Annotated in this window: 14 protein-coding genes; 5 read left to right on the top strand and 9 right to left on the bottom strand. The window is 73.6% G+C overall.

Going from position 1 to position 10,833, the window contains the following annotated elements:
• Window positions 1-190: 190 nt before the first annotated feature.
• Window positions 191-1,309, top strand: a complete 1,119-nt coding sequence (gcvT, locus tag ACI8AC_RS24755) for a glycine cleavage system aminomethyltransferase GcvT (RefSeq protein ID WP_456900514.1) — start codon at window positions 191-193, stop codon at window positions 1,307-1,309.
• 39 nt (window positions 1,310-1,348) lie between these two features.
• Here the strand turns inward: gcvT and ACI8AC_RS24750 are convergent, their stop codons facing one another.
• Genes ACI8AC_RS24750 through ACI8AC_RS24735 form a run of 4 tightly spaced genes read right to left on the bottom strand, consistent with a single transcriptional unit; the run spans window position 1,349 to window position 3,684 of the window.
• Window positions 1,349-2,488, bottom strand: coding sequence for a YihY/virulence factor BrkB family protein (locus tag ACI8AC_RS24750; protein ID WP_456900513.1), 1,140 nt, complete (start codon window positions 2,486-2,488; stop codon window positions 1,349-1,351).
• A gap of 1 nt (window position 2,489) precedes the next feature.
• On the bottom strand, window positions 2,490-2,777 hold the full coding sequence (locus ACI8AC_RS24745) for a DUF4235 domain-containing protein (RefSeq protein ID WP_456900512.1): 288 nt from the start codon (window positions 2,775-2,777) through the stop codon (window positions 2,490-2,492).
• Window positions 2,774-3,253, bottom strand: coding sequence for a DUF3618 domain-containing protein (locus tag ACI8AC_RS24740; RefSeq protein WP_456900511.1), 480 nt, complete (start codon window positions 3,251-3,253; stop codon window positions 2,774-2,776). Before ACI8AC_RS24740 ends, ACI8AC_RS24745 begins: the two co-directional genes overlap by 4 nt.
• Window positions 3,250-3,684, bottom strand: coding sequence for a phage holin family protein (locus ACI8AC_RS24735; protein ID WP_456900510.1), 435 nt, complete (start codon window positions 3,682-3,684; stop codon window positions 3,250-3,252). Before ACI8AC_RS24735 ends, ACI8AC_RS24740 begins: the two co-directional genes overlap by 4 nt.
• Before the next feature lie 99 nt (window positions 3,685-3,783).
• Between ACI8AC_RS24735 and ACI8AC_RS24730 the strand changes: the two genes are divergently transcribed.
• Window positions 3,784-3,996 carry a hypothetical protein gene (locus ACI8AC_RS24730; RefSeq protein ID WP_456900509.1) on the top strand — a complete coding sequence of 71 codons (213 nt, stop codon included), beginning with the start codon at window positions 3,784-3,786 and terminating at the stop codon, window positions 3,994-3,996.
• 62 nt (window positions 3,997-4,058) lie between these two features.
• Here the strand turns inward: ACI8AC_RS24730 and ACI8AC_RS24725 are convergent, their stop codons facing one another.
• Window positions 4,059-5,042, bottom strand: coding sequence for an aldo/keto reductase family protein (locus ACI8AC_RS24725; RefSeq protein ID WP_456900508.1), 984 nt, complete (start codon window positions 5,040-5,042; stop codon window positions 4,059-4,061).
• Window positions 5,043-5,073: 31 nt separating this feature from the next.
• Window positions 5,074-5,679 (bottom strand): DUF3043 domain-containing protein, encoded by a 606-nt coding sequence (locus ACI8AC_RS24720; protein WP_456900507.1) that lies wholly within the window; start codon window positions 5,677-5,679, stop codon window positions 5,074-5,076.
• Window positions 5,680-5,824: 145 nt separating this feature from the next.
• On the opposite strand from ACI8AC_RS24720, the gene ACI8AC_RS24715 reads away from it, so the two are divergent.
• Window positions 5,825-6,172 (top strand): HesB/IscA family protein, encoded by a 348-nt coding sequence (locus ACI8AC_RS24715; protein WP_456900506.1) that lies wholly within the window; start codon window positions 5,825-5,827, stop codon window positions 6,170-6,172.
• Between the two features lie 235 nt (window positions 6,173-6,407).
• Here ACI8AC_RS24715 and asnB read toward each other — a convergent pair whose 3' ends face one another.
• The 3 genes from asnB to ACI8AC_RS24700 are packed head-to-tail and all read right to left on the bottom strand — an operon-like array spanning window position 6,408 to window position 9,143.
• A complete protein-coding gene (gene asnB / locus ACI8AC_RS24710; protein ID WP_456900505.1) occupies window positions 6,408-8,357 on the bottom strand; it encodes an asparagine synthase (glutamine-hydrolyzing) in 1,950 nt (649 codons plus the stop codon).
• 56 nt (window positions 8,358-8,413) lie between these two features.
• Window positions 8,414-8,788, bottom strand: coding sequence for a DUF3817 domain-containing protein (locus ACI8AC_RS24705; RefSeq protein ID WP_456900504.1), 375 nt, complete (start codon window positions 8,786-8,788; stop codon window positions 8,414-8,416).
• Window positions 8,778-9,143: a metalloprotease gene (locus tag ACI8AC_RS24700; RefSeq protein ID WP_117376197.1), complete on the bottom strand. Its 366-nt coding sequence runs from the start codon at window positions 9,141-9,143 to the stop codon at window positions 8,778-8,780. Before ACI8AC_RS24700 ends, ACI8AC_RS24705 begins: the two co-directional genes overlap by 11 nt.
• 336 nt (window positions 9,144-9,479) lie before the next feature.
• Between ACI8AC_RS24700 and ctaC the strand changes: the two genes are divergently transcribed.
• Both ctaC and ACI8AC_RS24690 read left to right on the top strand, forming a co-directional pair.
• A complete protein-coding gene (gene ctaC / locus ACI8AC_RS24695; RefSeq protein ID WP_456900503.1) occupies window positions 9,480-10,280 on the top strand; it encodes an aa3-type cytochrome oxidase subunit II in 801 nt (266 codons plus the stop codon).
• A gap of 42 nt (window positions 10,281-10,322) precedes the next feature.
• Window positions 10,323-10,724 carry a cytochrome c oxidase subunit 4 gene (locus ACI8AC_RS24690; RefSeq protein ID WP_456900502.1) on the top strand — a complete coding sequence of 134 codons (402 nt, stop codon included), beginning with the start codon at window positions 10,323-10,325 and terminating at the stop codon, window positions 10,722-10,724.
• Window positions 10,725-10,833 lie beyond the last annotated feature (109 nt).

Here is a 10,833-nt window from a genome sequence, read left to right as displayed (position 1 = left end):
CGTTCGCAGGCTCACGGCGGGTCCCTGCAGGGGGGCCGCACCGGGCACGGGCCGCAGGGAACGCCCTGCGGGGAGCCGCGTGCCCCACCGTTCGCAGGCTCACGGCGGGTCCCTGCAGGGGGGCCGCCCGCCCACGCGGACTCCTGCGGGGAGGCGGGTCGCCGACCACCGGCACCGATAGCGTGCGGTCGTGGACGCGCGGACCTCGCCCCTGCACGAGCGGCACGTCGCGGCCGGCGCCAAGCTGGCGGACTTCGGCGGGTGGTCGATGCCGATCGAGTACGCCGGTGGCGGGGTGCTCGCCGAGCACGCCGCCGTCCGCGAGGGGGTCGGGCTCTTCGACGTCTCCCACCTGGGCACCGCCACCGTGCGGGGCCCGGGCGCGGCCGCGTTCGTGGACCGCTGCCTGACCAACGACCTGACCCGCATCGGGCCCGGGCAGGCGCAGTACACGATGTGCTGCCTGCCCGACGGCGACCCGCGCGCCGGTGGCGTGGTCGACGACCTGATCGCCTACCTGCACGGGCCCGACGACGTCCTGCTGGTGCCCAACGCGGCCAACGCGGCCGAGGTGGTGGCCCGGCTGTCCGCCGAGGCGCCGGCCGGGGTGACGGTCACCGACCGGCACACCGAGGTCGCCGTCCTCGCCGTGCAGGGCCCCCGGTCGGCCGTGCTGCTGTCGATGCTCGGCCTGCCCGGCGAGCTGGCGTACATGTCCTTCGTGACCGGCACCGGCGGCGGGGACGCCGAGGTGACCGTCTGCCGGACCGGCTACACCGGCGAGCACGGCTACGAGCTGCTGGTCGCCGCCGACCGGGCCGGTGAGCTGTGGGACGTGCTGGTCGACGTCGGCCGCGACGAGGGGCTGCGGCTGTGCGGGCTCGGTGCCCGGGACACCCTGCGCACCGAGATGGGCTACCCCCTGCACGGTCACGAGCTGTCCCCGGAGATCAGCCCCCTGCAGGCCCGGGCCGGCTGGGCGGTCGGCTGGCGCAAGGACGCCTTCTGGGGCCGGGCGGCCCTCCTGGCCGAGAAGGAGTCCGGCCCGGCCCGGCTCCTCTGGGGGCTGCGGGCGCTCGGGCGCGGGATCCCCCGACCGGGCATGGCGGTGCTCGGGGCCGCGGGGGAGCGGATCGGCGAGGTGACCAGCGGGACCTTCTCGCCGACGCTGCGCACCGGCATCGCGCTCGCGCTCCTCGACACGTCGGCGGGGGTCGAGGAGGGCGCCGAGCTGGCGGTGGACGTGCGCGGGCGGCCGCAGGCCGTGCAGGCCGTGCGGCCGCCGTTCGTGCCCTCGCACGTGCGCTGAGCCGCGGGCGTCCGGTACGCGCCGGGCCGCGTGCCCGGGCTACCCCCTGTTCTTGCGGGTGGGGTCCTTGTCCTCCTTCGTGGGCTCCGGCCGCTCGGGGAGGGTGTCGGCGACGACGGCGTCCCTGCGGCCCATGGGCTCGGGGTCGCCCTGGGTGGTGTCCTGCGCGGTCTGGTGCTCGGCCTCCGAGTCGATCTCGGCACCCAGCAGGACCAGGAAGCAGGTGATGTAGAGCCAGAGCATGAGGACGATGACCCCGGCGATGGTCCCGTAGGTCTCGTTGTAGCTGCCGAAGTTGTCGACGTAGAAGCTGAACGCCAGGCTGACCAGGACCCAGACCACGGTGACGATGACGGCGCCGAGGCTCACCCAGCGGAACTTCGGCGCGTCCCGGTCGGGCGCCACGCGGTAGAGGACGGCGAGCGAGCCGGCGAAGACCGCGAGCAGGAGCCCCCATCGGGCGACCTGGGTCAGCACCGTCGCGAACGGCCCCAGCGGCAGCGCGTCGAGGACCGCAGGGACGACCGCGACCAGGCTGAAGGAGATCAGCACGAACACGATCGCGCCCAGGGTCAGCATCAGCGACGTGGCCCGCAGCTTGACGAAGTTGCGGGTCTCGACCTCGTCGTAGGCGAGGTTGACCGCGGTGACGAGGTTGTTCACCCCGCCGGATGCGGTCCACAGGGCGCCGAGCACGGAGACCACCAGGCCGACGGTGAGCGCCCCGCCGCCGCCCGTGGCGATCGAGCTCAGCTGGTCCCCGATGAGCCCTGCAGCGCTCTGGGGCAGTTGCTCGGAGAGGTCCTCGATCTGCCGGGTCACCGTCTCCGGGGAGGCCACCAGCCCGTAGAGCGAGATCGTCGCGATGAGGGCGGGGAAGATCGACAGGAAGCCCCAGAACGCGACACCGCCGGCGATGATCGGCATGTTGTCGGCCTTGTGCTCCGCCCAGGCCCGCTTGAGGACCTGCTTCCACCCCCGCCAGGGGATCTCGGTGGGGGAGTCGGCGGCGATGCCGGGCTGCTGGTGCTCCCCGGGGGCGCCCGGTGGCAGCCCGGTCCCTTCCGGGCGGTCGCCCGCCGCGGCCGCCCGTGCGGCGGCGGCGCGGCGGGCGGCCTTCTCCTCGACCCGCTGGCGGATCCGGTCGACCGCGCTGTCCCGGGGCCGGGTTCCGGCCACCTCAGTCCCCCGGCCAGGACCCGGTCAGCTTGTGGAACCCGCGGGCGCCGGCGCGGTCGATCGCTGCCTTGGTGGCGCCGAAGATCGCCCCCTGGAGCGCGGCGGCGAGCACCACCTCGCGCATCCGGTACTCGCTCTGCAGCGCACCCGGGGCGTCGTCCTCGTCGGCGAGCCGCTTCCAGACCTGCTTGAACACCGCGCCGGAGACGACACCGGCGAGCAGACCGCCGAGGAGGCCGAGCGGCCGGTAGGCCAGCGCGGCACCCTTGTGGGTCTCCCGCTCGCTCACGAGGCCCTCCGCACGGTCCGCCGCGCGCGGCGGCGGGCCTTGCGGACCGACCGCTGCCTGCGGCGGATGGCCCGCTGGGTGTCCCGTGCGGCCTTCTCGCGCGCCTGCTCGCGGGCCTTGGCCCGGGCCGCGCGCCGGGCGGCGACGATCTTCGCCTCCCGCTTGGCCTCCCGCTTGGCGGCGCGCTTGGCCCGGCGCCGGCTGCGGGTGCTGCGTCGCCAGACCAGCAGCGCGAGCAGCGCCGCCACGCCGGTCCCGGCGCCGATCACGGTGGGGGGGCTCTCCCGGTAGGTCTCGACGGCGGTGTCCCGCGCCCGGTAGGCACCTTCCTTCGCCCGCGACGGCACGTCGAGGCGCGAGGAGAGCTCGTCGACGGTGCGGCTGAGCTGCTCGCGGGTGGCCTCGATGTCGGCCTTGATGGCGTCGGGGTCGTTGGCGGGCGGGGACTGCCCGTCCGGGGTGCTGGGGGTGCTCACCGGCGTGCACTCTCCTTCACGGTCGCGATGTCGGTCTTGGTGCTGGCGATCGCCTCGGTCGGGATCGGCGGGCTGCCCTTCTGCACGTCCTTCTTCCCGACCAGGGCCAGGACCCCGGCGATGACGAACAGCGCGACGGCGACGATCAGCGCCGCGAGCCACGCCGGCAGGACCAGGTCGAGCAGCAGGATGGCCGTGGTGATGAGGACGGCGAGGCCGAAGAAGCCGAACAGGCCGGCGCCGCCGAAGAGCCCGGCGCCCACGCCCAACCGCTTGGCCTTCCGGCTGACCTCGGCCTGCGCCAGCCGGGTCTCGTCACGGACGAGCCGGGAGATCTGCTCGGTCAGCTGCCCGACGAGCTGACCGGTGGAGGCGTCCCCGGGTGGAGGGGTCGCGTCGGCGCGGGTCGCGCCGGTGGTGGGCTGGTTCATCGGTCCTCCGGAGCTGGGACGGACGGTCGATGATCTGTCATGCCCCCCGGAGGTGGCCGCATAACCCGACTCCGGTCACACCCCGGCTAGCCTCGGGCCATGGGCTGGTGGTGGCGGTTGGAGGACCCCGCGGGGGCGGAGGTGGACCCGGCGTCCGTGGACGTCGAGGTCCCGCACGCGGACAACCAGGGGGACGCCGAGTCCTGGCTCGGGGAGCACTGGCGGGTGCTGCTCGAGCGGGGGGTGGCCACCGTGACCCTGCTCGAGGGGGACCGCGAGGTCTACGGCCCGATGGGCCTCGCCGCCACCTGAGCGGCGGCTCGGCCCGGCCCCTGCGGAACCCGCCACGGGTGGTGGATCCGCTCGGCCTCGCGTCAGCCGCGGGCCGTCCTGGCGGGGTCGCGCTCGACGACGTCCCCGAGCACCTCGTCGATGCGCCGGAGGACGTCGGCGTCCAGGCGGACACCGGCCGCCGCGACGTTGTCCCGCACCTGCTCGGGCCGGCTGGCGCCGATGATGGCCGCCGCCACGTTGTCGTTCTGCAGCACCCACGCGATCGAGAGCTGAGCCAGGGTGAGCCCGAGGTCCGCCGTGACCGGCTGCAGGTCCTGGACCCGGGTGAGGACCTCGTCGCGGAGGAAGCGGGCCAGGAACCGGCTGCCCTCGGGGTCGGTCGCCCGGCTGCCCGCCGGCGGCTGCTCGCCGGGCCGGTACTTGCCGGTCAGCACTCCCTGGGCCACCGGCGACCAGACGATCTGCGACACCCCTTCCCGCTCGCAGGTGGGCACGACCTCGTCCTCGATGACCCGCCACAGCATCGAGTACTGCGGCTGGTTGCTGATGAGCTGGACGCCGAGGTCGCGGGCCAGCGCGGCGCCGGCGGCGATCTCCTCGGCGCGCCACTCCGAGACGCCGATGTAGAGGACCTTGCCCGCGCGCACCAGGTCGGCGAAGGCGGTCATCGTCTCCTCGAGCGGCACGGTCGCGTCGTAGCGGTGCGCCTGGTAGAGGTCGACGTGGTCGGTCTGCAGCCGCCGCAGCGAGGCCTCGCAGCTCTCGGTGATGTGCTTGCGGGACAGGCCGCGGTCGTTGGGGCCGGGCCCGGTGGGCCAGTAGACCTTCGTGAAGACCTCCAGCCCCTCGCGGCGCTGACCGGCCAGTGCCCGCCCCAGGACGGACTCGGCGCGCGTCCCGGCGTAGACGTCGGCGGTGTCGAAGGTCGTGATCCCGGCGTCGAGGGCGGCGCGCACGCAGGCCTGCGCGGCGTCCTCCTCGACCTGGCCGCCGTGGGTCAGCCAGTTGCCGTAGGCGATCTCGGAGATGGTCAGGCCGGAACGGCCGAGGCGTCGGTACTCCACGTGCCCCGACGCTAGGCCGGGGCGGCCGGCCTCACACCTCGGCGCCGAGCGGGACCTCCGGCTTGGGGAACCGCCAGCGGCGGACCATCGTGGCGCGGCTGACGCCGTACCAGACGAGGCCGCGCATCCTGTGGTCCTGGTTCGGGAAGCGCTCGAGCACCTTCCGCTTGATCCGGCGGCCGAGCACGAAGGAGTCGGCGATGATGACGAGGAAGAACAGGAACCAGAGGAAGACGGTGTAGCTCTGCACCGCCGGGCTCGGGATGAAGTAGCCGACCAGCACCAGTGCCGCCACGACGAGGAACCAGCTCCCGGCGTTGCGGCGGGCGTCGACCACGTCACGCACCAGCTTGCGGACCGGCCCCCGGTCGCGGGCCGGCAGGTAGCTGTCGTCCCCGCGCAGGGCCGCGGAACGGGCGGTCCCGCGCTGGGCGGCCTGCTGCTCCCGCATCCGCTTGTAGGCCTCCTTGCGCGTGGTGGGAGGCGGCGGAGGGGGGCCGGGCCGGCGGCCCTGCGCCTCGTGACGCTTGGGGGTGGGCCGGCCCTTGCCGCCGGCCTTCACCAGCGACGGGGCCGCCTCGGTGGCCTCGGGGGCGACCTCGGCGCGGTCACGACGGCCGGGCAGGCGCAGCTTCACGGCCCCGAGTCTACGTGCGGGACCCGTCGTCCCTGGTGCGTGCGACCCCGCGCCGTACAGTGGGAAGAGGAGCCGCTCCGGCGGCGTTGCCTGGTGCAGGACGTGCCTGGTGCAGGCACCCCTCGAACCTGGGAGGACTACAGACATGACGGTGCAGGACACCGCGGCGACCGGCGTCATCCTGAGCGACCCCGCTGCCGCGAAGGTCAAGGCGCTGCTCGACCAGGAGGGTCGCGACGACCTGCGGCTGCGCATCGCCGTCCAGCCGGGCGGGTGTTCCGGGCTGCGGTACCAGCTGTTCTTCGACGAGCGCTTCCTCGACGGCGACCAGACCTACGACTTCAACGGCGTCGAGGTCATCGTGGACCGCATGAGCGGCCCCTACCTCGGCGGCGCGGTGATCGACTTCGTCGACACCATCGAGAAGCAGGGCTTCACGATCGACAACCCGAACGCCACGGGCTCGTGCGCGTGCGGGGACTCCTTCAGCTGAGCCCCGCCTGACCCGACGACGCCCGGCTCCCCGCGTGGGGGGCCGGGCGTCGTGCTGTGTGATCCGCGGTCCTCCGGACCGCACCGCGGCCAGGAGCCGTCCCCGGGCGGCGCTGAGCCGCTCGGTCGTGCCCTCCTCGGGGGACCCTGCGGGCCCCCGCTCCTCGGGCGCACCGCGGCCGGGAGCCGTCCCCGGGCGGCGCGGAGCCGTCCCCGGCCGGCGGGGTCGCGGGGCGTCAGACCTGGACCGGGTAGACCGTCTCCGGGATCTCGGGCTTGATCCGCTCCTCGACGAAGATCCCGTGCCAGACCATGAACACGAGCACCTCCCACACCTGGCGGGCGGTGCGCTTGCTCGGCACCTCGGCGGTGCGCAGCTGCTCGAGCAGGGCGAGGACCTGGCCGCGGTCCAGCCACTCGTCGGTCTGGCTCGCGGTCACGATGTCGCGGGCCCAGCCGTGCAGCGGCCCGGCGAGGAAGTCCGCCGTCGGCACGGGGAAGCCCAGCTTGCGCCGGTGCAGGATGGCCGGCGGGACGATCTGCTCCATGGCCCGCCGCAGCGCGTACTTGGTGGCCCCCTTGCGGTCGCCCTGACCGCGGCGGGGCACGCGCTCGTCCAGCGGGATGGTGCTGGCGAGGGCGAACACCTCGGGGTCGAGGAAGGGCACGCGCAGCTCGAGCGAGTTGGCCATGGTCATCTTGTCGGCCTTGACCAGGATGTCGCCGCGCAGCCAGGTGAACAGGTCGACGTACTGCATCGCCGTCACGTCGTCGTACCCGGCTTCCCGGGTGCGCCGGTAGAGGCTCTCGGTGACCGCGACGTGCGACAGGTCCGGGTCGTGGCCGCGCATCAGCCGGGCGAGCTCGGCGGGGGAGAGGTTGCGGGCGTTGCCGTAGTAGCGCTCCTCGAGCGGGATCGACGCCCGCCGCAGCAGGTCCTTGCCCCGCATGCCCTCGGGCAGCCGGTCCGACAACGCGGCCATGGCCCGCCGGCCGGACCGCGGCACCCGCTCGGCCCACGCCAGGCTCAGCGGCTCCCGGTAGATGGTGTAGCCGCCGAACAGCTCGTCGGCGCCCTCCCCGGAGAGCACCACCTTGACGTGCTTGCGGGCCTCCCGGGCCACGAAGTACAGGGGCACGAGCGCGGGGTCGGCGACCGGGTCGTCGAGGTACCAGACCACCTCGGGGATGGCCGCGGCGAACTGCTCGGCGTCGATGACGACCGGCACGTGGCGGACGCCGAGCGCCGCGGCCGACTCGGCGGCGATGTCCACCTCCGAGGTCGACTCCCGCTCGAAGCCGACCGTGAAGGTCATCAGGTCCGGGTTGTACCGGTGGGCGAGCGCGGCGATCGCCGTGGAGTCGATGCCGCTGGAGAGGAACGAGCCCACGGTGACGTCGGCGCGCATGTGCTTGGCCACCGAGTCGTCGAGGACCGCCGCGATCCGGTCGTACAGCTCCTGCTCCCGCCCGGCCGGCACCGGCTGCGGGCGGAACGTCGGGTGGAAGTAGCGCGTCGTCGACAGCTCGCCGTCCACCACGGTGAAGGTCGTGCCGCTCTCGATGCGCCGGATCCCGCGGTGCAGGGTGGCCGGCTCGGGCACGTACTGCAGCGTCAGGTAGTGCTGCAGCGACGCCGGGTCCACGCCGCCGGCGGCCGCGCTCCCGCCGAGCAGTTCGAGGACGGCCTTCTTCTCGGAGCTGAAGACCAGCCCGCCGTCGGCCAGCCGCGCGGTGAACAGCGGCTTGATGCCGAACGGGTCGCGGGCCCCGAAGGCCGTCCGCGTCTCGGTGTCCCAGATGACGAACGCGAACATGCCCCGCAGCCGGCGGACGACGTCCGGCCCCCACAGGTGGTACCCGGCCACGATCGTCTCGGTGTCACCGTGCGTGCGCAGGTCCGCGCCCGCAGCGGCGAGCTCCTCGCGCAGCTCGAGGTAGTTGTAGATCTCGCCGTTGAAGAGGATCCGGTACCGGTCGCCGGCGTAGGGGAGGGGCTGCGGGCTGCCCTCCAGGTCGATGATCGACAGCCGGTTGAAGCCGAGGACGGCGCGGGTGTCGGACCACACCGCGGTGTCGTCGGGGCCGCGGTGGTGCAGGCAGCACAGCGCCTCGCGGACGGCGGAGACGTGGGGGTCGCCGACCCGGTCGGCGTCGGTGGACAGGTAGGCCAGCAGGCCGCACATGGGGCGCGAGTCTCCCGGGGGTCAGGGCGCGTCCGGGCGCGGCGGGGCCGCGGCCCTCAGACGCGCTCGCCGGCGCGGGTCCGCCGGGTGGCGACGCGCTCGGCGTAGAAGGACAGCACGGGCACGGTACCGGCCACGAGGACCAGCAGCGCACCCTTGAGGGTCCAGCGGGCGCGGAGTGCCAGGTCGCACGCGGTGAGGAAGAAGATGAAGTAGAGCCAGCCGTGCAGCGTGCCGAGGACGGTCACCGGGCCCTCGATCCCCGCGGCGTACTTCAGCGGGACGGCCACCAGCACGAGGGCGACGAGCAGGACGCCGACCACCCAGGCCATGACGCGGTAGCGGGTGAGGGCGGCGGGGACGTCCTTCCCGACCCGGCGCGCCAGGGCCCGCGGCAGCCGCGTGGCGGTCGCGGTGCGCTCAGCCGACACGGTCGCCCCGCTGGCCCAGGGCCTTGGCGTTGAGCTCGGCCAGGTAGGCGTTGTAGGCCGCCAGCTCGGGGTCGCCGGTCGTGTCGACGCGCGGCCGCTGGTAGAGGACGACGGCGGTGCCGGGCTCGTCCTCGTCGGGGTCGCGGTGCAGCTCGTCCCGGGCCATCTTGACGTAGAAGCCCAGGCCCATGAACCCGTAGAGCGGCCACTGCAGGGCGTAGCTCCAGTTGACGGCCCCGCCACCGGCCTCGGCCTTGGTGAGCTGCCAGTAACCCAGGAAGAAGGTGGCGACGAACAGCGCCGCCACGACCAGGTGGCCGAGCACCCACCGGGGGGTCAGCAGCCGCGTCCACACGCTCCCGACTGTAACCGCCGGGACCTGCCGATCGGGGTGGCGGTGAGACGCCTCACGGGCGGCCGGGACCGCGGCGACGGGCGTGCCGTCCGCGGGCGGCACGACCCGCCGCACACCCGTCTCCGGTGGTCGGCGCCCACAGGGGGTCCGTTACGCTCGGCCCAGACTGACGTCGGCGTTGGACGTCGTCTGCCGGGAGCCGGCGGGCGACCCCGCCGGAGGACCGTCCGGCCGGCCCGGACGGAGGAGGAGGCAGCGAGCAGTGGCTCGAGGCAGCAGGCCCGCGCGGCTGGCCGCGCTCGGTCTCCCGGTGGACCGAACGGGCGGGGGCGTGCGGTGAACTGGGACCAGTTCTGGGAGATCGGCTGGCCCGAGGGCGTCACCGACGAGGCCGAGGCGATGCACGACCTGTGGGTCGGCTCGATCATCGCCGCGATGATCGTGGGAACCCTCGTGTGGGGCCTGATCTTCTACGCGATCATGCGCTACAAGAAGCGCGGTGACGAGCTGCCCCGGCAGACGGCGTACAACCTGCCGCTGGAGATCGTCTACACGATCATCCCGTTCCTCATCATCGCCGGGCTGTTCTTCTTCACGGTCGTGGTGCAGAACCGGGTCCAGGAGCGCAGCGCCGACCCCGATGTCGTCGTCGCGGTCAACGCGTTCAAGTGGAACTGGCAGTTCGTCTACCCCGAGACCCTCGACGAGGCGACCGGGGAGCCGGTGAACACCGTGGGCACGAGTGACGAGATCCCGATCCTCGTGCTGCCGACCGACCAGACGGTGCGTTTCGACCTGGCCTCGGCCGACGTCATCCACTCCTTCTGGGTGCCGGAGTTCCTCTTCAAGCTCGACGTCATCCCCGGCAACGAGAACGGCGTCGACAACGTCTTCGAGATGACCATCCGCGAGGAGGGCGCGTTCGTCGGCCGGTGCGCCGAGCTGTGCGGCACCTACCACGCCTACATGAACTTCGAGGTCCGGGCGGTGTCGCCGGACGACTACGACGCCTACCTGGCCGCGCGCGAGTCGGGGCTGACGACCTACGACGCGCTCGAGAGCATCGGCGAGCCCGGCGAGGCGATCAGCACCAGGCCCTTCGACCTGGTCACCGACTCCCAGCGGGCCGATGGCTGACATCCGCCCGGCATCGTCCGGCAGGCAGCAGGAGGGACGGCCGTGAAGGTCGAAGCGCTCATCTTCAACCTCATCGGGGTGTTCTGCATCGCGATGGCGGTGGTCTACGGGCTCTGGGCCCGGGAGCCGATCGGGACGACGGCGCTGGCGCTGTCCGGCGGGCTCGTCTTCCTCATCGGGGGGTTCTTCTGGTTCGTCGCGCGCCGGATCGACGCCCGACCGGAGGACCGCAAGGACGCCGAGATCGCGGACGGCGCCGGTGAGCTCGGGTTCTTCAGCCCGGGCAGCTACTGGCCGTTCGGCATCGCGCTCTCGGCGGCCGCCATGGGCATCGGGCTGGCGTACTTCCACGCCTGGCTGATCCTCCTGGCCGGGGCCGCCATCATCGTCACCGTCGGCGGTCTCCTCTTCGAGTACTACGTGGGGCAGAACGCGCACAGCTGAGCCCCACCCGGTCCGGGGGCCGCGGGCGCCCCCCCCCCCCGCCGGCGGGGGCGGCCGCGCGGAGGTGCACCACCCCCCGGGCGCGGGGCGGGGGGGGGGGGCGGGCGGG

Source organism: Geodermatophilus sp. SYSU D00758 (assembly GCF_054049955.1).
The sequence above is the reverse complement of the archived record's forward strand: the minus strand, read 5'-3'. Positions and strand labels throughout refer to the sequence as shown.

Coding starts and splice junctions, on each gene's coding strand:
- ACI8AC_RS24735 (WP_456900510.1), bottom strand. CDS start 3,684: ATGAACCAGCCCACCACCGGCGCGACCCGCGCCGACGCGACCCCTCCA.
- ACI8AC_RS24715 (WP_456900506.1), top strand. CDS start 5,825: ATGACGGTGCAGGACACCGCGGCGACCGGCGTCATCCTGAGCGACCCC.
- ACI8AC_RS24730 (WP_456900509.1), top strand. CDS start 3,784: ATGGGCTGGTGGTGGCGGTTGGAGGACCCCGCGGGGGCGGAGGTGGAC.
- asnB (WP_456900505.1), bottom strand. CDS start 8,357: ATGTGCGGCCTGCTGGCCTACCTGTCCACCGACGCCGACCGGGTCGGC.